The following is a 20,911-nucleotide window of genomic DNA, read 5'->3' as shown; positions in this document are numbered from 1 at the left end:
CGACGCCGTCCGCGGCTTGTCGCGTCGGCCACACCGTGACGGGGTGCAGGCGATAGTCTGGCGAGATGGCTGTCGCCCACGTCGACGCTGTGGTCCTCACAGCGCTCCCCGAGGAGGACGCTGCGGTGGTGCGCGCTCTGGGCGACTGCACCGACCACCCGTGGCAGGGGCAGATGCTGCACGCCGGCCGGGTGGGAGCACTGACCGCACTGGCGTTTCCGATGGGCGGCATGGGCAATGCGAGCTCCGCCCAGGCGGCGACGCTGGCCATCAGCATCTGGAACCCCGCCTACCTCCTGCTGGTCGGCATCTCGGCCGGCATCGAGGAAGCCGGTGACGATCTTCGTCTCGGTGACGTCGTGGTCCCCGACCAGATCGTCGGCTACGAGCGGGCGAAGGTGCGCCCCCACGAGGTCGAGCGGCGGTACGAGGTCGTCCAGCCGAGCTGGAAACTCCTGCAGGCGGCGCGCGGGCTGGCGCCCCGCGAATGGGCGCTGGATGTCGCAGCGTCGCGGCCGGACGGGCACGGCGGCCGCGTCGTTCCGTGCGCGCACTTCGGCCCGGTGTTCTCGGGCGAAAAAATCGTGGCGGACGAGACCACCGTCCCGGAACTGCGGAAGGCCTGGCCGAAGGCCGTCGGGCTCGAGATGGAGGCGTTCGGCGCCGGGATCGCCGCCTACCGCGGCCACCCGGAGTTCCTGATGGTCAAAGCGGTCAGCGATTTCGCCGATCCGGCCAAGGGCGACGACTGGCACGCCTACGCCGCCGAGTCCGCTGCGCGATTCGCCGTCGCGCTGCTGCGCAACCCGGCGATCCAGCCGGAACCGGAGCGCCCGCAGGCCACGCCGGTTTCGGGCGCGCCCGGCTTTTCCGGGGCCGTGAAGATCCAGTTCTGCCGTCGCCTGCGCGACAGCTGGGTGGAACTGGCGGACTTCTTCGAAGTTCCGGCCCACGAAACGGCGCGCTTCCGGCCGGGCAACGAACCCCGCGACCTCTGGGAATGGCTGGACGCCCGCGGCAAGCTCCCGCTGGTTCCCGACGTGCTCGGCGAAGTCGGCCGGGATGATCTGGCCCGGCTCATGCGGGATGACCGGCCGTGAACGGCAAGGTGCTGCTGGAGTTCTACGGCCGGCTCGGCGAGAGCTGGGAGGACCTCGCGGACATCCTGGAGATCCCGGCGCGCGACAAGCGGGCCTTCCGGCCGGGCAACGAGCCGCGCCAGATCCGGGATTGGCTGGTCGACCGGGGCAAGGAAGACCTCCTGCCGGATGCGCTGAACAAGATCGGCCGGGAGGACCTGGCCCAGCTGCTCGCCGCCGATCGGGCACGTGCAGGCGGCCGCAGTCCGACCGGCAACACGGCAGAGCGTACCGACGATCCGGTGATCCCCGGGAATCCACCCGAAGCGGTGGAATTCGAAGAGGTTGCGGTGGTGTCCTGCGACATCCTCGGGCACTCCGCCACGAACGGCGGAGACCAGGTGCGCCGGGTCACGGCGATCAACAAGATCGTGGCCGACACGATCCGGCGTTGTGCGGGAAGACAGGTCGTGTGGTCTTCCGGTGGCGACGGCGGCCATGTCATCTTCTTCGGCGAGAACTGGCACGTGGACGTCGTCCTGCTCCTGGGTGACCTGTGGTCGTGGGCCCACGACGAGGGCATCCCGCTCCGCATCACCGGCCACGTCGGCAAGGTCGCGACCATCGTCGGGGCCGACGAGCGCGTGCAGGCCGTCGGCGCCGGGATCAACTTCGCCGGGTGGCTGATCCGGCAGGCCACCGGCGACGGCATCGTGGTGTCCGACGCGTTCCGGCGCGGGATCAGTTCGACCTTGATCGCTCTGAGCGTCTCCTTCCACAACGAACGTCTTCGCGTGGATCGCACGACCACCCGGCAACTGCTCTCCTTGATGTCTTTCGACGGCGTGTCGTCCAAATGGCCCGAAGGCGAACAGGACGACTACAATTCTCTGAAAGAGAGCCTCGCCGAGGGAAACGGCTGGGAAGCCCTCTACTACGCGAAGAGAATTTCGCAGATGAATGCTGCGGACGAGAAGATCGAGCCTTATCTCGAGGAGGCTTCGCGGCTCTTGAAATCCGACACCCTCGAGAACCGGAGTTTCCTCGAACTGCTGAGACCGGACGAGCTGACCGCGATGTTGAAGCTCGGCCACCTGGTCGAACGCGCGCGCGGAGACATCATCTGCCAGGTCAACGACCCCGGCGAGTCCCTGTTCGTCATCCTGCACGGCGAGGTCGGGGTGTACAACCTGGAGGGCAAGGGGTACGGCGGCACAGCCGAGCCGAAGCACGTGCACCTGCCGGGCGAAATCGTCGGCGAACTGGCGACTGTCCTGAAGCGCACCCGGACGGCCGACCTGGTCGCGATGAGCGACGTGGCGCTCCTGTCGTTCATCGGCGAGGAGGTCCAGGACCGGTTCTCCAACGCGGACAAGGAAGCGGTCCGGGACGCCGCCCGGCAATGGCACCGGTTCCTCCTGGACCGCGTGGTGCAGCACACGATCCAGGTGGCGCGGTACCTCCTCGGCTCCGGCCGGCGCGGGCCGCTCAGTGTCGCGCCCGCCCTCAGTTCCCCGCGTGACAGCGGACTCGAGCCGTGGAAGGCGAATGTCCGCGCCCTGTTGCCCGAGACCGAACTCGTCACGGTGGCCGACGGGGGCTTCACCCTCGAGATCGCCCACGTGACGGCCGAACTGACCAAAATGGACCCCGAGCGCGGCGTGTTCATCCTGGTGTCGGGGAGCGTCCGGTCGCAGACGCCGGTCAAGGCGACGCTCTCCGGCGCCGAATGTCCCCTCCTCTGGGTCGACGTGCCCAAGGTCTTCGCCAAGCAGGCCAGCACGTACGAGCGCGTCGACGAGCCGATCATGGTGCTGTGGATCGGCGCCCGAGGTGTCGGCCGGCTCTCCCTCAAGCTGCGTCAAGAGCTTCACGAAACGCTCGAGAGCGCGGTGGGGCGGGTGCCACCCGAGTACGAATACGACGTCTACCTGTGTCACGCCGGCGAGGACCGGCAGGCCGTCCTGGAGCTCAAGAACCGGTTGTGGGCCGAGCACCGGATCAGGGCCTATTACGACGACATGGAACTGCAACCCGACGACTCGACGCGCAAAGCGATCGAAAAGGGGTTGATGACCGGCCGGTTCCTGCTCCTGTGCGCGACGGCGAACCTCAACGCCACCGAGTGGGCGAGCCGCGGCCTCGACTCGTTGCTCAACCTGGACGTCGACCGGCCGGGTGAGCCCCACGTCCTCGTGCTCAAACTCCACGACCACGAGAGTGTCGACGAAGCGATCCCGGAGGTGTTCCGGGACGCGAAACGGCAGTACTTCCGGCAGGACCGGGACTTCGAGGATCTGTGCGAGTACATCAGGTCCGCGCGCACCCCGCAGGACACCGGCGACGGCGAGTAGCTCAGACGAGCGGCTCACCGCCGTCGACGGCGAGGGAAACCCCGGTCAGGAAAGAGCTTCCCAGCGCGAAGACGACCGCTTCGGCGATTTCCTCCGGACGTCCGATGCGCCGCGCCGGGCTCGTGGCTGCGCGGGCAGCGAACAACTCGGCCTTCCTCTGCTCGCCGAGAGCGTCGTAGGCCCCGGTGTCGACCGTGCCCGGCGAGATCGCGTTCACCCGCAGCGGCGCCAGCTCCACCGCCAGTCCGCGGACCAGCGCGTCCACCGAGGCGTTCGTGGCCCCGACGGCAGGCATGCCGGCGACCGCCTTCCGCGCGGACGAACCCGAGAAGAACACGAACGAGCCGTCGGCGGGAAGGCGTGGGGCGAAGTGCTTCGCCAGCAGCAGAGGCCCGAGCACCTTCACGTCGAACGACCGGCGCACGACGTCGTGCGCGAGTTCCGCCACCGTGCCACGGGCCCGGGCCGACGCGGTCGACACGACGTGGTCGACCCGGCCGAGCTCTTCGGCCAGTGCCGCGACAACGGTCTCGTCGGTCAGGTCGACGTACGCGGTCTCGACACCCGGGTCGTCGTAGGCCTCGGCCAGCGCCGGCCGGTCCCGCCCGGCCGCCACGACCTGCGCCCCGGCCGTCCGCAGCGCCGACGTCACCGCCCTCGCGATGCCACTTCCGCGGCCGATGACGAGGATCCTGCGGCCCTCCAGCGAAGCCATTTCAGTTCCCTCCCGGAACCGGCGAACGCAGCTCGCCGGGGTCGAGGCCCCGGTCGATGCCGTGCGGGGTGACCGTCTGGCCCGGTTCGAGCGCCAGCTTGCGGCCGTCGAGGGTCACGTCGACGAGATCCGGCTCGAACGACACGAACCCCGACACGCGCTCGACCTCGGGCCACGCCTCGGGGTACGACCAGGCGGCGCGCTTGCCCGGCCCGATGTCGAAGTAGCCGGCCAGCCCCTTGTACGGGCAGAACGTCTCGCCCTCGACCGGCGTCAACGCGGCGAGGTCGATGCGGTGGTACGGGTCGGCCGCGTGCCCGACGATCCGCTCGTCCTCTTCGTAGAACGCGTCCATCGCCCGCCAAGCGAAGGCGACGCGGTCGCGCAGCACGTCGGCGTGGCCGGGGAGACCGGTGTGGCGCCAGGCCGCGCGCGGTGCCTCGTGGCCGGCCACGCGCACGGTGAACCACTCGGCCGGGCCGAGCTCGCGGTGGGTCGTCGTCCGGTTCCCGGCCACCAGCACGTCCTCGCGGACGTCGGCGACCGGGAAGTACGCGACCGGGTAACGACCGGGTTCGTGCAGCAGGACGACGTCCTCGCTGTCGGCCACCCATTCGCCGCCGAACCGCACGCGCATCCGCCGCCGCAGCGGCTCGGCGAACAGCAGCCGCTCGGGCAGCGGCTGCTCGACCAGGAAGTGGCCCACCGCCCGCGTGGCCAGTGGTCCCTGCTGCCAGGCCAATCCCATGACGTCCTCCTAACCCTCAAACCTACGTTTCATGGTTAGACAGGGAAGCACCGGCTGCTGTAACCTGTCAAGCATGAGTTTGGAGGTTAGGTTGGCGACGACCGACGAGACGCTGCTGCTCGACCTGCTCAACACCACCCCGGTCCGGGACGGCCGGGCCGAAGACGACCTCGCCGACCCGCGGGCGGGCCGGGAGTGGCTCGCCGCCCACGGGCAGCCGGCCACCGACGACGAGCTCCGCGCCCTGCTCGACGCCCGCTCAGCCCTGCAGGCCACGGTGCGCGGTGATGCCTCCCCCGCCGCGGCCGCGCGGTTCGTCGACGGCGCGAGCTACCGGGCCGCGTTCGGCGACGACGGCGTCGAGTGGGTCCTCGACCTCCCGGCCGGCCGGTCCGCCGCCGCCCGTGCCACGCTGGCCTGGGACGCGCTCGCCAAGTCGAGCCCCGGCCGGCTGCGCCCGTGCGCCAACCCGGAATGCCGGCTGTTCCTGATCGACCACAGCAAACCCAACAGCGCCCGCTGGTGTTCGATGGCCGTGTGCGGCAACCGCATGAAGGCCCGGCGGCACTACCGGCGCACCCGGACCGCCGCGGACTGAAGGAGACGACCATGGCCCGCTTGGTGTCACTGAACCTCGGACTGCCCCGGGACGTGCCCTGGCAGGGCCGGACCGTCCACACGGGAATCTTCAAGTACCCGGTCGACGGCCGCCGCATGGTCCGGCGGCTCAACATCGACGGTGACGGGCAAGGTGACCTCGGCGGCCACGGCGGCGAGAACCGCGCGGTGCTCGTCTACCAGCGCCAGTCCTACGAACACTGGCGACGCTTTCTCGGCCGTGAAGACCTCGAGGACGGTCAGTTCGGCGAGAACTTCACCGTCGACGGCCTGCCCGACGACGAAGTGCACATCGGCGACCGGTACCGCATCGGCGAGGCCGAGTTCGAGGTCACCCAGCCGCGCGTGACGTGCTTCCGCGTCGGGATGCGCCTGGGCGAGCCGCGGATGCCCTCCCTGCTGGTGGCGCACCACCGGCCCGGCTTCTACCTGCGGGTCATCACCGAAGGCCACGTCCAGGCCGGCGACGAGATCGTCCGCACCCGGACCGGCCGGCACGAACTGAGCGTCGCGGACGTCGACGCACTCCTCTACCTGCCCGGCCGCGACCGCGAAACGCTGCGCAAGGCCCTCGACATCCCGGCGCTCAGTCCCGGCTGGCAGGGATCGTTCCGGGACCTGCTGGCCGAGGAACCACCGGCGGCCCGCGGCTGGAGCGGGTTCCGGCCGCTGCGCGTCACCCGCGTGGTGCCCGAGAGCACGACCGTGGTCTCCCTCCACCTGGCCGCCGAGGACGGCGCGCCGCTCCCCCGCCCCGAGCCGGGCCAGTACCTCACCCTGCGCGTTCCCGGCGCCGGCGACCCGGCACCGGTCCGCAGCTACTCCCTTTCGGCCACGCCCTCGGACCGCGAATACCGCATCAGCGTCAAACGGGACGGCGTCGTCAGCAGCTACCTCCACGCGCAGCTGGCCGCCGGCGCGGTCGTGGACGTCGCGGCACCCCGGGGCGACTTCGTGCTGACCGAGGACGACCGTCCCGTGGTCCTCGTCTCCGCGGGCATCGGCGTGACGCCGGTCCTGGCCATGCTGCACGCCCTCGCCGCGAACCGGACGTCACGGGAGGTCTGGTGGCTGCACACCACCCGGACCGCCGCCGAACACGCGTTCGCCGGTGAAGCGCACCAGCTGCTCGCGAGCCTTCCGCACGGCCACGAGCACGTCCACTACACCGCGGAACACGGCCGGCTGACCCGCGAGACACTGGCGGACCTGCCGGTCGACGGCACGGTCTACCTGTGCGGACCGGACGTCTTCATGACGGCCACGCGGGAATCCCTGGTTTCACTGGGTTTCGACCCGGCGAGGGTCCACAGTGAACTGTTCGGCGGCGTGTCCGCGATCAACCCGGGCCTCACCGGCGTCGTCCGCAAGCCCCCGCACCTCCCGGACGGCGCGACCGGACCGGGCCCCGCGGTCACGTTCGCGCGGAGCGGGCTCACCGTGCCGTGGAGCGACCGCTACCCCAGCCTGCTCGAGTTCGCCGAAGCGTGCGACGTACCGACGCGCTGGTCGTGCCGCACCGGCGTCTGCCACACCTGCGTGACCCCGGTGCTGTCCGGCCACGTGCGGTACGACCCCGACCCGCTCGAACCGCCAACGCCGGACGAAGCCCTCGTCTGCTGCGCCCGGCCGCAGGACGACGTCGTCCTGGACCTCTGACGGCGGAATCGAGGACCGCAGCTGTCCGCATCCGGTGGCAAGGTGGGTCACCTCAGCCCGACGACCAACGGAGCCACCTCGATGAGCCGACACGTCCAGATCACCTTCGACGCCCACGACCCGCGAGCGCTTTCGGCGTTCTGGCGCGAGGTGCTGGGCTACGTCCACCCCGCGCCGCCCGGCGTCGAGCTGCCCGCGGGCGCCGATCCCTTCGCCGCGTGGGACGAGTTCCTCGAGCGGGTCGGAGTGCCGGAGGAGCGGCGCACCAGCAGCTCCGCCGTCGAAGATCCCGAGGGTGCGGGGCCACGCCTGTTCTTCCAGCAGGTGCCGGAGGACAAGGTCGCGAAGAACCGGGTCCACCTCGACGTCCGCGCCGCACCCGGCCTGGAGGGCGACGAGCGGATGGCGGCGCTCGAAGCGGAGTGCCGCCGGCTGGTCGCCCTCGGCGCGACCCGGGTCCGCCGCTCCGAGCCCGAGCCGCCGCTGAGCGCCGGGTTCATCGTCATGACCGATCCCGAAGGCAACGAGTTCTGCCTGGATTGACCCTGTCGGGGCGGTGGCCGCCGAGCCGGCGGCCGAGATGCGCACTCCGCACGGCAAACCCGGGCTGGGCCTGGGACTCCGCCGCCGTGTTCCCGGCAGCGCTGGGCGGGCTCGTCGACGCGGTGTTCGGCACCGGGCAGGCCGAGCTCGCCGGCTGACCGATCCCGCAGGGAACGAGTTCTGCCTGGACTGACCGCGGTCCGGTCACCCGGGCTGTCCGTGGAGCCGGGCGAACAGCTCCTTCGCCTCCGCGGCCCGGGCTTCGGCTTCTTCGTCCCGGCCCAGCGCGCGCAACGGCAGGACCATCCGGTCCAGGGTGCCGGCCACGTGCCGGAGGTAGCCGTGGGCGCGGCGCAGGGCGAGCGCTCGCTCGTAGTGCTCGACCGACCGGGCCGGGCGGTCGGCGTGGTACTCGATGTAGCCGAGGGTTTCGCGGCCGGACGCCTCGCCTTCCGGGTTGGGGTGCAGGGCCAGCGCGGCTTCGGCGAACGAGCGGGCCCGGTCGAGGTCGCCTTGCCGGGCCGTGAACCAGGCGACCGCGTTCAGGGCGTGGGCTTCGCTGATGGTGCCGCCCCCGAGCTCCCGCGACAGGCGCAGGTTCTCCTCGGCGTGCCGCAGGGCCCCGGCGTTGTCGTCCTGACGGCCGAGCGCCCAGGCGAGGGCGCGGTGGGTGTGCGAGAGCTGGTAGAGGTCCCCGGACCGCTCGGCGAGGATGACGGCTTCCCGCAGGTGGACCAGGCCCTCGGTTCCCCGGTGGGCCCGGGTGAGCGCCTCGCCGAGGCGCCGGTGGGAGGTGATCAGGGCCGGACCCGGCGTCCGCGCGCGGAGGGCGAGCCCCCAGGTGCGGACGTCGGCGTCGGGGTGGTCACGCCGGTGGTGGTAGGTCGTCAGCGTCCGCGCCAGGTGCCAGACGAGCTCGCCCCACCCGTGCGCCGCGGCGACGTCGACCGCGGCGAGCAGGCACTGGTGTTCCGCGTCGAACCAGGCCAGCGCCGCGTCGATGCCGCCGGGCGCCTCCGGCAGGCAGCCCGGCGACAGCGGCGGCAGCACCGCGGGCGCGCCGAACGGCTGGAGCAGGCGGTCGGCCGCGTGGGCGGTGTGCAGGTAGTGGTCGAGCACGCGCCGCGTCGCCTCGACGTCCTCGACGCGGACCTCGGCCCGGATCAGGTCGTGCAGCCGGTAGCGTCCACCGGCTCCCCTGTCCAGCAGGCACAGGTGCTCCAACGCCGGCAGTTCGGCCACCGAGCCGACCAAACTCGCCACGGCGGCGCCGCCGATGTCCGGGCCCGGTGCGGCGGCGAGCAGCCCGAGGACGTGCGACTGCGTCCCGGTCAGCGCCCGCAGCGACCACGACAGGACTGCAGGCACGCTGGTGGCCGGGTCTTCGTCGTCGAGCCGGCCCAGCTCTTCGGCGATCCGCGCCAGCGGCAGTTCGGGAGACAGCTGGCCGCGGCTCGCCACGATCGCCAGTGCGAGCGGCAGTCCCGCGCAGCGCTGCACGATCCGCCGCGCGGCCGCGGGATCCGCGGAGACCCGGTCGGACCCGAGCCGCGCGACCAGCAACTCCTGGGCCTCGGCGTCGCCGAGCACGCCGAGTCCCAGGTGCCGGGCGCCGTGCCGGGTGGTCAACGAGCTGAGCCGACGGCGGCTGGTCACCAGCACCGTGCCCACGGACCCACCAGGCAGCAGCGGCTCCACCTGCGCCGCATCGAAGGCGTTGTCGAGGACCACCAGCAGCCGCTTGTCCGCGGTCAGGCTCCGGTAGAGCGCGACCTGGGCGTGCGGATCGGGTGGGACGTCGACGGCGCCGAGAGCGTCGAGGAACCCCCGGACGGCCGCCGCGGGCGCCATCGGCGGGTCCGGTGAAAACCCGCGCAGGTCCACGAACAGCTGGCCGTCGGGGAACCGGTGGCGGTGGGCGTGGGCCCACTGCACCGCCAGCCACGTCTTGCCGATGCCGCCGATCCCGGCTATCGCGTGCACTCCGGGCCCGTCGGCCAGCCCGGCCAGCTCGCCGGCCCGGCCCACGAAACGCGCCGGCGACGCGGGCAGCTGCCGAGGCGCCGGCCGTTCCCGGGCGATGACGACCGTCCCGGCCTGCACGACGGTCCCCGTCACGTCGCCGTTGACGACGTTGCGCACCCCGGGCCGGTCAGGCATACCACCAGGATGCCCCGGCGGGAAAGCCTTGCCCAGCGGCCTTTACAGCCCGGCGGGAACCGGATCACACTGGCGCGATGGCAGCGCCCGGCCGACCACCGCTGTTCCCGTTCGACGCACCGCCCTCCACCGATCCGGCCGCCGAGGCGATCCGGCTGCTGCACACCGACCCGGTGCCGCGGGTCCGGCTGGCGAGCGGGCACGAGGTCCGGCTGGTCACCCGCTACGGCGACGTCCAGCGCGCGCTGGCCGACCCCCGGATGAGCCGCGCCGCACTGGCGACACCGGACGCCCCCACCATCGTCCCCGGCCTGCAGTCGCCGGACATGATGCCGAACATGGACCCGCCCGACCACACGCGGCTGCGTCGCCTGGTGGCCAAGGCGTTCACCGCCGGCACCGTGGAACTCCTGCGGCCGAGGGTGGAGACGATCGCGGCCGGCCTGCTGGACCGGATGCTGGCCGCCGGACCGACGGCGGACCTCGTGAGCGCGCTGGCCGAGCCGTTGCCGGGCATCGTGATCTGCGAACTGCTCGGCATCGCCCGCGACGAGCGCGGGCCCCTGCTCGCCTTCATCGAAGCCATGTCCATCACCACCGCGTTCGACCAGGAGACGTTCGCGGCGACCGGCGCCGTCGCCGCCTCCCACCTGCTCGGGTTGATCGAGCGCAAGCGTCACGATCCCGGCGACGACTTGCTCTCCGAACTGACCCAGGTGCACGACGAGGACGGCGACCGGCTCAGCGAAGCCGAACTGCTGATCACCGTGATGCTGCTGGTCGGCGCCGGCCAGGAGACCACCACGGCGCAGCTGGCCAAGTCGGTGCTGCTGCTGTCCCGTCACCCGGACGAGTGGAGCCGCCTGGTGGCGGAGCCGGACCTGGTGCCGAACGCGGTCGAGGAACTGCTCCGGGTGGTCGCGCTGGGACACGCCGGCCAGCCGCGCATGACCCGCGAGGACGTGGCATTCTCCGGCCGGACGGTCGAAGCGGGCACGACGGTGTTCCCGGTGGTGAACGCGGCCAACCGCGACCCGGCCGTCTTCCCCGACCCCGACCGGTTCGACGTCACCCGGCGCGAGGCGGCCCGTCACCTGTCGTTCGGCCGGGGTGCGCACTTCTGTCTCGGCGCGCCGCTGGCGCGGATGGAACTTCAGGTCGCGTTGCACGCTCTGGTGACGAGGACGCCCGGGCTGAAGGTGGCCGAGCGGGACGACGAGCTGGCGTGGCAGCCCGAGAGCCTGACCCGAGGACTCCGGCGGCTCCTGATCACGTGGTGAGCGCCGGAGAAGATCTTCGGCCGGGCGAGTCCACAGTGCACCTGTTTCCGCTCACGGCAAGGGTCTCGACGTACGCCGGGTGGGCTGGCAGCCTGGCGCCCTCCGGCCCCGAGACCACCTGTGGAGAGGAAAACCGATGCGAAGAACGAAAGTGATCGCCGTCCTGGTCGCTTTGCTGACCTCGCTGTTCGTCAGCACACCGGCACAGGCTTCCCCGGACGACTGGTGCGGCAGCGCGTGCGACAACGAGAACCCCAACACCTTCGTGGTGCACCCGCCGGGCGGGCCGGCCAACTGGTACAAGTGCTCCGGCGACGCGCGGACGGTGGACGCGATCGGCCCGAACGAGAACGCCGATCTGGCGTTCTGGGGAGTGACGATCCAGCTGCGGTACAGCCCGAGGTGCCGGACCGTCTGGGCGAGGGCGTTCGGCCTCCAGCGCAGTGACACGTTGTGGGTCAAGAGAAACCCGAACACGTCCTACCAGGACAGCTCGTTCGACGTGGAGTACCCCTACAACACCGACTACCTCAACGGGGCGAACTCCATGTGGTCGATGATGCTCAACGACGCCGACCAGCGGTCCGTGGCCTGCTTCACCCCCCGCGCTCACGGAACCGCGCACCACATCTGCACCCGCAACCCGTACTGACCCCCCTGGCCGGACCGGTCCTGGCCGCAGCCGCCGGCCAGGTTCCGGGCGGCCGCGTCCCGGTCTCGACGCCGAGTGCCGTGGTCATCCGGCGGACCGGGACGCCGTCAGCGCACCGGATCCGAGGAGGGCCGCGCCCAGCGGCGTCTTGGTGTGCAGCACCGCCACGCCCTCGCGGCAGGTCGAGATGAGCCCGGCGTCCCGGAGCACCCCCGTGTGCCGGCTGACGGACGACAGCGACGTGCCGAGCCGGTGCGCCAGTTCGGTTGTCGTCGCCCCGTTGCCGACGGCCATCAGCACCGCGGCGCGGGTGGAGCCGAGCAAGGTCGCCAACGCCCGGTCCGAAGAGCGGCTTGCGGCCGGCGGGCACTTCCAGACGTAGTCGTGGTTGACCGGGTACACCAAAGTGGGACGCAGGCCGGGGTCGGCCAAGGCCATCGGTACGCGCCGGCAGAAGTACGACGGCACCAGCAGCAGACCGCGGCCGCCGAGACGCAGGTCGCGATCGATGTCGTAGTGGACCTCCAGCACCGGCGGTCGCCAGCGCATCAGCGGCCGCATGCTCAGGAGCAGCCCTTCGACGCCGCTGTCCAGCAGCACTCTGGACCGGTGGGCCCGATCGAGCTCCATGGCGGCGTCGATGCAATCGCTGTGCGGCTCGATCGCCACCCGGTGGTAGGCCGCGAGGGCGTCACCGAGGTTTTCCAGCAGTTCCGCGTCCCCGGCGGCCAGCGAGTGCACCCACCCGGGCAGCGGCGCGCTCGCCGACAGCAGCTGCAGCTCCCGGCGCAACCGGCTGCGCGGTGTGGCACGGATGGCGTCGATCGCCGGTTTCAGCCCCAGCGCGCCCTCGGGAGGCGTGAGGAAGTCGGGAAAGTACGGGCCGAGCGGGCTCAGCGTGCGCAGGATCTGCAGTCCGGCCTTGATTTCCCTGCCCTGTTCGGCACCGCGTACCCGCCGTACCCACGGCTCGAACACCGGTTTCCTGTCCCGTTCGTGGAGCCGGAGCCGGCTGAACACCATCTCCCAAACGGGATCGACGCCACCGGCCACCCGAGTGCGAGCGAGGTCCTCGGGTTCGAAGTGAATCCGCAACATCGTCTGCCTCCGCGGGGAGGCCGCGTCTCCCCGGGCGAGCTCTCCCAGCAGGTCCATCGGACGGAGCGGCCGCCACGTTTCAAACCGCAGGCCACGCCGCCGACGATCCCGCGTGACCAGCGGGTTTCCGCTCAGGTGCAAGGGAATGGCCGGTCACGGAGCACCGGTCCATGCTGGGGCTTCGTGGCGGTGCGCCACCAGAGGCCGAAACAGCCGGAGGGAGAACAATGAAGAATTTGCCGAAGATCGCGCTCACCACGGCCGGGATCGCCGCACTCGGCCTGGCGGTCGGCGTCCCGGCGGCAGCAGGGGAAAACCCCTCGGCGGGGGGTGCGACCATCCTCGCCGGTTGCGGAGCCCAGTTCGACGACGTCACGGTCGACGGCGGCCAGGCGGCGTGGAACCTGGTCTGCGCATCGGGCGGGATCACCATCGGCGGCTGGGTGAAGGACACCAAAGCGGACGGCAAGTGCGCCTACATCAAGGCGTTCGCCGGCAACGGCGAGAGCCGGGTTCCGCTCGCCAAGGCGTGCCCCAAGAACACCGTCACCCAGTTCAGCTGGCGGGTCGAGAACTCCAACGAAATCCGCGCGTACTTGTTCGTCGCGTAGCCCGGAACGGGGAACGGTCATGTCCGGATCCGGCTAGCGCCGGCCGCCCCGGATCCCCTAAACCTGAGGGCATGACGACTTTCTCGGCCGTGGTCACGACGGGCATCTACTGCCGTCCCGGGTGCGGGGCGAAGCCGCTCGCGGAGAACGTGCAGACGTTCGAGCTGGCCGCCGAGGCCGAGGCGGCGGGGTTCCGGGCCTGCCTGCGCTGCCGCCCGTACCGCGTGGCAGGCCCGGTCGCCGCCGACGCGCCGGAGCTCGTCTGCCGCGCGGTGCAGCTGATCATCGCCGGGGTGCTGGACACCGGGACCGAGGCGGCCCTCGGCGCGCGGCTGGCGGTGTCGCCGCGGCACCTGCGCCGGCTCTTCCGGGAGCACCTCGGCGTGACGCCGGACGGGCTGGCCCGCTCGCGGCGGGCGCACTTCGCGCGCCGCCTGCTCGACGACTCCGACCTGACCGTCGCCGACATCGCGTTCGCGTCCGGGTTCGGCAGCCTCCGCCAGTTCAACCGGGACATGAAGCTGGTCTTCCGCGCCTCCCCGGTCGAGTTGCGCAACCGGCGCCGCAAGGCCGACCGGCTCGCCGCGGACGGCGGGCTGGTGATGCGGCTGCCGTTCTCGCCGCCCCTGCACTGGGAGGCGCTGAGCGCGTTCCTGGCCGAGCGCGCGGTCCCCGGCGTGGAGTCGGTGCGGGACGGCGTCTACCGCCGCACGATCAGCCTCGACGGCGAGGCGGGCGTCATCGAGGTGACGCGCGGGGGCGACGACCACCTGCTGCTCACCGCGCACATGCCGTTCTGGGAAGGCCTCATCCACGTCGTCGACCGCGTCGGGCGGGTGTTCGGCGTCGACGCCGACCCGGCACCGGCCGAAGCCGCGCTCGCCGCCGACCCGGTACTCGGCCCGCTGCTGCGCGCCCGGCCCGGCCTGCGGGTGCCCGGGGCGTGGGGGCCCTTCGAGATCGCCGTGGCGGCCGTGCTCGGCCAGCACAGCGGCCGCACGCGGGTGCGGCGGCAGCTGGCCGGGCTGGTCGAGGCGGCGGGCCGGCCGGTGCCGGGCCTGGAACACGGCCTCACCCACCTGTTCCCGTCGGCCGCGACCCTGGCCAAGGCGGACCTGACCGGGGCCCGGCTGTCCGCGGCGACCGAGCGGACGCTGCGCACGTTCGCCGCCGCGGTGGCCGCCGACGAGCACCTGCTCGACGCGAGCGCGAGCCTGGCCGGCTGCACCGCGGCGCTGACCGCCGTGCCCGGCATCGAGCCGAACACCGCCCAGGCGATCGCGCTGCGGCTGGGCCACGCCGACGCCTTCCCGGGGCTCACCCTCGAGACGGCGTCGCGCGGACTCGACCCCGCCGCCTGGCACCCCTGGCGCGCCTTCGCCGCCACCCACCTGATCGCCGCCGGTGTGTCCACATCGGCCGGTTGAGCACCGAGAAGGAGAACGGATGTCCACGAACCGGCGGGAACTCGCCGAGGAACTGCGTGCCCTGCACGAAGGCACGCTGGTGCTGCCGAACGCCTGGGACGCCGCCAGCGCGGCCCTCATCGCGCGGGCCGGCGCCCCGGCGATCGCCACCACCAGCGGCGGGGTCGCCTGGTCCGCGGGACGCCCCGACGGGCACGGCCTGACGCGCGAGGAGATGGCGGCGCTGGTCGCGCGGATCGTCCGGGTCGTCGACGTCCCGGTGACCGCCGACATCGAGGGCGGCTACGACGACGTCGCGGCCACCGTCCGCGCGGTCGTCGAGGCCGGCGCGGTGGGGATCAACCTGGAGGATTCGACCGCCCCCGGCGGCCCGCTGTTCGACGCCCCGGCGCAGGCCGAGCGGATCCGCGCCGCCCGCGAAGCGGCGACGGCGGCCGGCCTGCCCGAGCTGTGGCTCAACATCCGCACCGACGTCCACCTGTTCGGCATCGGCGCACCCGAGGGCCGGCTGGACGACGTCCTGACCCGCGCGGGCGCCTACGCCGCCGCGGGCGCGGACAGCCTCTTCGTGCCCGGCCTGGTCGACCTGGACACGCTCGAGGTACTGGTGAAGGAGAGCCCGCTGCCGGTCAACGTCATGGTGTGGCCGGGCGCGCCGACGGTCGCGGAGCTGGCCGCGATCGGCGTCCGCCGGATCAGCGTCGGCACGGCGATCGCGCAGGCCGCCTACGCCGTCGCCCAGCGGGCCGCGGCCGAACTGCTCGAACACGGTACCTACACCGCGTTGGAAGGCGGTGTCGACTTCGGCGCGATCAACAGCGCGGTGTCCGGCTGAGTTCGGCACCAAGGCTTTCCCGGACGGCTAACCGGCGTCCCGGCGGGCCACCACCCGGTAGGCGTTGGACCACCCGCGCCGCCGGCCGAGCGGCGCGGTGATCCGGTCCACGAGCGAGGCCAGCACGAACACCGGCACGCACGCGACGAATGTCGCCTTGCGCAGGATCCGCCGCCACCGTGCCGGCGGGGTGGCCCGCCACGGAAGGTCCTCCCCGGCGATGGTCAGCGCGTTGACCACCATGAGCGCGGCGGCCAGCACGTCGATCGCGGCGTGCGGCTCGCCGCGCTGCTCGGCGACCACCGTGAACCCGTGGGCCGCCAGCTCCGCGCGGAGGTTGCCGATCGGCATCAGGTTCAGGTGCTGGGGCTGCAGCCACGGCATCCACCACCGGCCGAGCACCCCCGCCCAGCGGCATTCCGGATCGGGCAGCTCGATCGCCAGCAGGCCGCCCGGCCGCAGCACCGTTCCCGCCGCCGCCAGCTCTCGCCGGGGGTCCGTGGTGTGTTCGAGGTAGTGGTACATGCTGACCACGTCGTAGCGCCTGGCGAGGTCCTCGGCCAGGTCCACGAACGAACCCTGGTAACCGGTCCGGATCCGGCCCTCCCGGCGCGCCAGCTCGACCGCGTCGCCGAGGTCGAGACCGTCGAACGCGACACCGGGCAGCACCGCGGCGGCTTCCTGGCAGAAGTGCCCGTGTCCCATGCCGACGTCGAGCCACTCGCCCGCGGCGCCGTTGTCCCGGGCCAGCTCGGCCCGGGAGCGGTAGCCCGCTCGGTTGCTCTCGAACATCCCGGTCATGTTCTGTTCGCCGAGCCCGTCGTAGCAGTCCCGGTAGTACAGCTCGAGCCCGGCCGGGTTCAGCCGCGGGTTCTGGAAGACGTGCCCGCAGTCCCGGCATTCGTCGAGCACGAACCGGCCCGGCTTGTGCTGCAGCAGGTCCGTCGTGCGCACCCGGGCACTGAGTGCCTCCGAGGCACACCACGGACAACTGGTGCGGCGGGGCTCGAAGAACCGGTCCACGCCACCGGCCAGGTCAGCCAGGTAGGCCGGACGGCGCAAGGCGACCGGATCGGCGGGGACGTCGTCCTCGATCATGGAGGCGGAGCCTAGTGCGCGGACCACCGTGCGGTGCACCGTCGAACGGACGAACATGGCCTTGAGTTCCGCACTGGCTGCAGTCCACAAGGGACTGGTTCACGCGGCGGCCGTACTGGGCTCCGTCCGGTGGGCGGCCGCGTAGTGCGCGGTGCCGATCGCCCCGGCGACCGCCAGGACGAACCCCGCCACCGCCGCGGCGGTGAAGCCCTCGCGGACGCGGTCGTTCAGCACCACCACGCCGATCAGCGAAGACACCGCCGTGTTGGTGGTGAACATGATCGCGGTGACCGCCGTCGCCCGGCCGCGTTGCAGGGCCATCGCGAACGCCACCGCCGCCACCAGCCCGTTGGCGATCATCGCCCACAGCGCCGGTTCCAGGGCGAGGCGCCAGACCGGCCCGGACACGTCGAGCGTCCGCGCCGCGACCCCGACGGTGCTGAACCCCAGCCCGGCGCAGAACCCCAGCACCATCGGCGTCCAGCGGCCGTCCCCGCGCTGGGCGGTGAACGCGATCGCCGCGATCACCACCGCCACCCCCACCAGCAGCAGTTTCCACCCGGGCGGCAGCAGGCGCGCGGGGCCCGGATCCGCGGACAGGCCGAGCAGGACCAGCCCGGTCGCCCCCACCCCCAGTGCGGCCCAGCCGGCACCCGCCAGCCGGACGCCGAGGATCGCGGAGATCGTCGCGGTCACGCCGACGCTGAACGCCAGGACCGACTGGACGAGGAACAGCGGCAGGCGGTGCAGGGCGGCCGCGGCGAAGACGAACCCGAGCAGATCGACCCCCACCCCGAGGAAGTAGAGCGGCTGCCGGCGCAGCGCGACCAGGTCCTGGGGTGAGCCGCCGAAGGCGCCGGCCCGCCGGACCCCGGCCGACTCCAGGATGGAGCCGCTGCCCGAGGCGATGGCGGCCAGCACGGCGAGGACGTATCCGAAGAGCACCGCCCGAGTGTGCCAGCCCGGCCACAGCCGGCCCGGCGGCGACCCCGGCACCGGCGGCGATCAGGTCCGGTCGCCGCCCCGGAAACCGCCCGGTGCGGCACCGAAGTGGCGCTTGAAGGCGTGCGAAAACGCGAAGGACGAGGTGTAGCCGACCTTCGCGGCGATCGACGGCAGCGCCAGGTCGGTCTCCTGCAGCAGCCGGGCCGCCGTCGTGAGCCGCCACCAGGTCAGGTACGCCATCGGCGGACGGCCCGTCAGCGCGGTGAACCGGCGGGCCAGGGTGGCCCGGGACAGGCCGACCCTGGCGGCCAGGTCTTCGATCCGCCACGGCGCTTCGGGGTGCTCGTGCAGGGCTTCCAGCGCGGCCGCGACCTCCGGGTCCCGCAAGGCCTGCGGCCAGCCCGTGCCCGGGTGGTCGGCCAGCCAGGCGCGGATCAGGTAGACCAGCAGCACGTCCAGCAGGCCGGTGAGCACCGTGGCCGAGCCCGGCCGCCGCTCGCTCACCTCGCCGCCGAGCAGGTCGATCGCCGCGCGCAGCTCGGGGTGGCGTCCGATCTCGGCCGGCAGGTGGACCAGCTCCGGCAGGCCGGCGAGCAGCGGGTGCCGCCGCGCGTGGAACAGCCGGTACTTGCCGCACAGGAACTCGGTGCGGCCCGCCGGCTCGGCCACCGCCGTCTCGAACGGCACCGCGCCGGCCGCGTCCGGCGTCGAGGAGAGGACGTGCGCGCGGCCGTGCGGCACCAGGACCGCGTCACCGGGGGCGAGCGCCACCGGCTCACCGTCGTCCGGGAGCAGCCAGCCGCTGCCGCGCAGCAGCACGTGGAAACCCGCGCCGTCGTACGGCGCGAAGCGGTAGCACCAGTCCGGACCGGCCTGCAGCCGGTTCGACGTCGGCTGCCCGACCCGCACGGCGGCGATCGCGTCACTCAGCACGTCCACGCCGACAGCGTAGCGCTGAGACGATCGAGCATCAGGGCGAGCAGTTCACGCATGGAAACGCTCAGCCGGGCGTCCTAGCGTGGCGGCATGCACATCGGCGAAGTCGAAGTCACCAAGGTCGTCGAGTGGCAGGGCGAGATCGCCCCGGCGCGGACGATCATCCCCGGCAGCCCACCGGAGCTCTGGACCGGCAACGCCGGCTGGCTCGCCCCCGACCACTGGAACCCGGAGACCGGCGGCTACCGCGGCGCGGTGCAGACCTGGGTGCTGCGCAGCGAAGGCCGGGTGATCCTGGTCGACACGGGCGTCGGCAACGACCGGAACCGGCCGCAGATCCCCCTGTTCGACCACCTCGCAACCCCGTTCCTCGAGCGGCTGGCCGCGGCGGGCGTCCGGCCGGAGGACGTCGACGTCGTGGTCAACACCCACATCCACTACGACCACGTCGGCTGGAACACCGAGCTCCGCAACGGCGACTGGGTGCCCACCTTCCCCCGCGCGACCTACCTCATCCCGCGCGTCGACCAGGTGTACTTCCACCCGGCCAACGCCCACCGCCGTCCCGCGCCGCGCACGCCGCACGAGCAGCTCCGCCGCGAAGGCAGCCTGCTGGTCTACGCCGACAGCGTCGCGCCCGTGCTCGGCCGGGCCGAGCTGTGGGAAGACGGCCACCGCATCGACCGGAACCTGACCCTCGAAGCCGCCCCGGGCCACACGCCGGGCTCGTCGGTCCTGCGCCTGTCATCCGGCGGCCAGCGGGCGGTGTTCGTCGGAGACCTGCTGCACAGCCCGGCCCAGATCGTGGCCCCGGAGCACAGCAGCTGCTTCTGCGAAGACCCGCGGCGGGCCGCCGGCACTCGGCACGCGGTACTCGAACGTGCCGCCGATACCGGCGAGCTCGTCGTCCCCGCCCACTTCGCCGGCCCGGGCGCGGCCGAGGTCCGCCGCGACGGCAGCCGGTTCGCGGTCCGCCGGTGGGCCGGGGAGGAGTGATGTCTTTCGGCGCGCGGAGCCGGAGGCAGGCGGTTCGGAGGTCCTGTACTGCCGACGAGCGCAGGTTGACGCGACAACCCCGGCATCTTCCGTCGAGGCGTGAGTTCTCCGGCACGCCCTGGCTCGTACAAGCCGCTACGCTGACCACGCGACGGTATTTGGATGCCCCATCTCGTCCCACGCCCAGGACGGTGCACCTTCAATCGCCTCGAAATATTTGCAGACAGAATACCTCGCACCACGTGGCGTGCTCGTTAATCACGACGATCCAGCGGCTGCGGTTGCGAAAAATGGTATTCATGAGCCCCAGAATTTCAAAAGCGTAACGATTCGCCGCCTCCGGTAGCAGACCTGCCAGGTTGCACGTCATGGGTAGACATGATTACTGCATCTTTGGCATCGAGCATTGGCGATCAGCGCTCAAGCCTCCTCGTCTGGCTGATCGGCAGCTTGACTGTCATGGGGACAGCGGGCGCCTGGGTTCTATCCTACCTGCCCACCCGCGCTCGAAATCGTCTGTTTGGTGTTCTAAATCGATCAGATCTGAAAAGAGCGCTGGAACATCGTGCTAGTCAGCGCGATGCTCTGAGCATTTTGTTCAAAAGTTCGCCATCGCCGAGGATCGAACCGACGATGCAGAGCGCAAGACCCTTCTGGTCGTGCGCGCGGATCACTACTCGGCGGTTCTCCGCAGTCGTAAGGCAAGTTCAACTGGCGCTCTGGTCGCCGCGGCTTCTGCCGCGATATTGATCGGCACGGGAGCCATGTACATCATGTTGGGGGGCGCATTGGCTCCAGGTATCGCAACGGCGTTCTTGGGCGCATTGCCCGGATACGTGGCAAAATTGTTCTTTACTCGCGCACATAAGCTCGAAGGCGATGCAGAGAAGGTTGCCGACAAGATTGACGAACTACTCGAATCCCCCGCCAGACTACGACGCGCGGTGCAAATCGTCCGATACATGGAGAATGGCCCAATGAAAGAGTCAATCCTGGCTGAACTTGGCCTGAAGGCGGCAAACTTGGACCTTGGCACGTTGACGAAATTCGATGTCCGCTCGCTGCGGCAGAGAAGCCTGATGTGGCCAGCTGAGCTCTATGATGAATCGTCTTTCGACAACAAAAATGCAGACAACGAGCGATGAGCTCGAGATGAT

The 20,911-nt window shown here is 71.5% G+C and carries 20 protein-coding genes; 13 read left to right on the top strand and 7 right to left on the bottom strand.

Annotated elements, in window-relative coordinates; all coding sequences use genetic code 11:
- Positions 1-65 precede the first annotated feature (65 nt).
- Both ABZX11_RS15030 and ABZX11_RS15025 read left to right on the top strand, forming a co-directional pair.
- On the top strand, positions 66-1,100 hold the full coding sequence (locus tag ABZX11_RS15030) for a hypothetical protein (RefSeq protein WP_354913342.1): 1,035 nt from the start codon (positions 66-68) through the stop codon (positions 1,098-1,100).
- Complete coding sequence (locus tag ABZX11_RS15025) at positions 1,097-3,433, top strand: cyclic nucleotide-binding domain-containing protein (RefSeq protein ID WP_354913340.1); 2,337 nt, start codon at positions 1,097-1,099, stop codon at positions 3,431-3,433. Before ABZX11_RS15030 ends, ABZX11_RS15025 begins: the two co-directional genes overlap by 4 nt.
- 1 nt (position 3,434) lies before the next feature.
- Here ABZX11_RS15025 and ABZX11_RS15020 read toward each other — a convergent pair whose 3' ends face one another.
- Both ABZX11_RS15020 and ABZX11_RS15015 read right to left on the bottom strand, forming a co-directional pair.
- Positions 3,435-4,148, bottom strand: a complete 714-nt coding sequence (locus ABZX11_RS15020) for an SDR family oxidoreductase (protein ID WP_354913338.1) — start codon at positions 4,146-4,148, stop codon at positions 3,435-3,437.
- A 1-nt stretch (position 4,149) separates the two neighbouring features.
- Positions 4,150-4,896 (bottom strand): DUF427 domain-containing protein, encoded by a 747-nt coding sequence (locus ABZX11_RS15015; RefSeq protein ID WP_354913336.1) that lies wholly within the window; start codon positions 4,894-4,896, stop codon positions 4,150-4,152.
- A gap of 73 nt (positions 4,897-4,969) precedes the next feature.
- Between ABZX11_RS15015 and ABZX11_RS15010 the strand changes: the two genes are divergently transcribed.
- The 4 genes from ABZX11_RS15010 to ABZX11_RS14995 all read left to right on the top strand — a co-directional run bounded on the left by ABZX11_RS15010 (position 4,970) and on the right by ABZX11_RS14995 (position 7,874).
- Positions 4,970-5,494 (top strand): CGNR zinc finger domain-containing protein, encoded by a 525-nt coding sequence (locus tag ABZX11_RS15010; protein ID WP_354913334.1) that lies wholly within the window; start codon positions 4,970-4,972, stop codon positions 5,492-5,494.
- Positions 5,495-5,505: 11 nt separating this feature from the next.
- A complete protein-coding gene (locus ABZX11_RS15005; RefSeq protein ID WP_354913332.1) occupies positions 5,506-7,173 on the top strand; it encodes an MOSC and FAD-binding oxidoreductase domain-containing protein in 1,668 nt (555 codons plus the stop codon).
- A gap of 81 nt (positions 7,174-7,254) precedes the next feature.
- Positions 7,255-7,716 carry a VOC family protein gene (locus ABZX11_RS15000; protein ID WP_176171444.1) on the top strand — a complete coding sequence of 154 codons (462 nt, stop codon included), beginning with the start codon at positions 7,255-7,257 and terminating at the stop codon, positions 7,714-7,716.
- A complete protein-coding gene (locus ABZX11_RS14995) occupies positions 7,713-7,874 on the top strand; it encodes a hypothetical protein (protein WP_354913330.1) in 162 nt (53 codons plus the stop codon). Before ABZX11_RS15000 ends, ABZX11_RS14995 begins: the two co-directional genes overlap by 4 nt.
- Before the next feature lie 46 nt (positions 7,875-7,920).
- Here the strand turns inward: ABZX11_RS14995 and ABZX11_RS14990 are convergent, their stop codons facing one another.
- On the bottom strand, positions 7,921-9,876 hold the full coding sequence (locus ABZX11_RS14990) for an NB-ARC domain-containing protein (protein ID WP_354913328.1): 1,956 nt from the start codon (positions 9,874-9,876) through the stop codon (positions 7,921-7,923).
- Positions 9,877-9,953: 77 nt separating this feature from the next.
- Here ABZX11_RS14990 and ABZX11_RS14985 point away from each other — a divergent pair, with 77 nt between their 5' ends.
- Entirely contained in the window at positions 9,954-11,156 is a 1,203-nt protein-coding gene (locus ABZX11_RS14985) for a cytochrome P450 (protein WP_354913326.1), read from the top strand.
- A gap of 136 nt (positions 11,157-11,292) precedes the next feature.
- The gene (locus ABZX11_RS14980; protein WP_354913324.1) at positions 11,293-11,808 is read left to right on the top strand and encodes a DUF2690 domain-containing protein; all 516 of its coding nucleotides are present in this window, start codon (positions 11,293-11,295) and stop codon (positions 11,806-11,808) included.
- Between the two features lie 84 nt (positions 11,809-11,892).
- Here the strand turns inward: ABZX11_RS14980 and ABZX11_RS14975 are convergent, their stop codons facing one another.
- Positions 11,893-12,786 carry a winged helix-turn-helix domain-containing protein gene (locus ABZX11_RS14975; protein WP_354913322.1) on the bottom strand — a complete coding sequence of 298 codons (894 nt, stop codon included), beginning with the start codon at positions 12,784-12,786 and terminating at the stop codon, positions 11,893-11,895.
- A gap of 347 nt (positions 12,787-13,133) precedes the next feature.
- Between ABZX11_RS14975 and ABZX11_RS14970 the strand changes: the two genes are divergently transcribed.
- The 3 genes from ABZX11_RS14970 to ABZX11_RS14960 all read left to right on the top strand — a co-directional run bounded on the left by ABZX11_RS14970 (position 13,134) and on the right by ABZX11_RS14960 (position 15,779).
- Entirely contained in the window at positions 13,134-13,517 is a 384-nt protein-coding gene (locus ABZX11_RS14970) for a hypothetical protein (RefSeq protein ID WP_354913320.1), read from the top strand.
- A 71-nt stretch (positions 13,518-13,588) separates the two neighbouring features.
- Positions 13,589-14,944, top strand: coding sequence for an AlkA N-terminal domain-containing protein (locus ABZX11_RS14965; RefSeq protein ID WP_354913318.1), 1,356 nt, complete (start codon positions 13,589-13,591; stop codon positions 14,942-14,944).
- A gap of 19 nt (positions 14,945-14,963) precedes the next feature.
- Positions 14,964-15,779: an isocitrate lyase/phosphoenolpyruvate mutase family protein gene (locus ABZX11_RS14960; protein WP_176171451.1), complete on the top strand. Its 816-nt coding sequence runs from the start codon at positions 14,964-14,966 to the stop codon at positions 15,777-15,779.
- Positions 15,780-15,806: 27 nt separating this feature from the next.
- Here ABZX11_RS14960 and ABZX11_RS14955 read toward each other — a convergent pair whose 3' ends face one another.
- From ABZX11_RS14955 to ABZX11_RS14945, 3 genes are all read right to left on the bottom strand, one after another.
- Complete coding sequence (locus ABZX11_RS14955) at positions 15,807-16,877, bottom strand: class I SAM-dependent methyltransferase (protein ID WP_354913315.1); 1,071 nt, start codon at positions 16,875-16,877, stop codon at positions 15,807-15,809.
- 99 nt (positions 16,878-16,976) lie between these two features.
- Positions 16,977-17,822, bottom strand: a complete 846-nt coding sequence (locus ABZX11_RS14950; protein WP_176171453.1) for a hypothetical protein — start codon at positions 17,820-17,822, stop codon at positions 16,977-16,979.
- Positions 17,823-17,882: 60 nt separating this feature from the next.
- The gene (locus tag ABZX11_RS14945) at positions 17,883-18,761 is read right to left on the bottom strand and encodes an AraC family transcriptional regulator (RefSeq protein WP_176171454.1); all 879 of its coding nucleotides are present in this window, start codon (positions 18,759-18,761) and stop codon (positions 17,883-17,885) included.
- Positions 18,762-18,848: 87 nt separating this feature from the next.
- Here ABZX11_RS14945 and ABZX11_RS14940 point away from each other — a divergent pair, with 87 nt between their 5' ends.
- On the top strand, positions 18,849-19,754 hold the full coding sequence (locus ABZX11_RS14940; protein WP_354913313.1) for an MBL fold metallo-hydrolase: 906 nt from the start codon (positions 18,849-18,851) through the stop codon (positions 19,752-19,754).
- A gap of 659 nt (positions 19,755-20,413) precedes the next feature.
- Positions 20,414-20,899, top strand: a complete 486-nt coding sequence (locus ABZX11_RS14935) for a hypothetical protein (RefSeq protein ID WP_354913311.1) — start codon at positions 20,414-20,416, stop codon at positions 20,897-20,899.
- Positions 20,900-20,911: the final 12 nt, after the last annotated feature.

It is taken from the genome of Amycolatopsis sp. NPDC004169, from assembly GCF_040610315.1.
Lineage (GTDB): Bacteria > Actinomycetota > Actinomycetes > Mycobacteriales > Pseudonocardiaceae > Amycolatopsis.
This window is presented reverse-complemented; position numbering and strand designations above follow the sequence as displayed.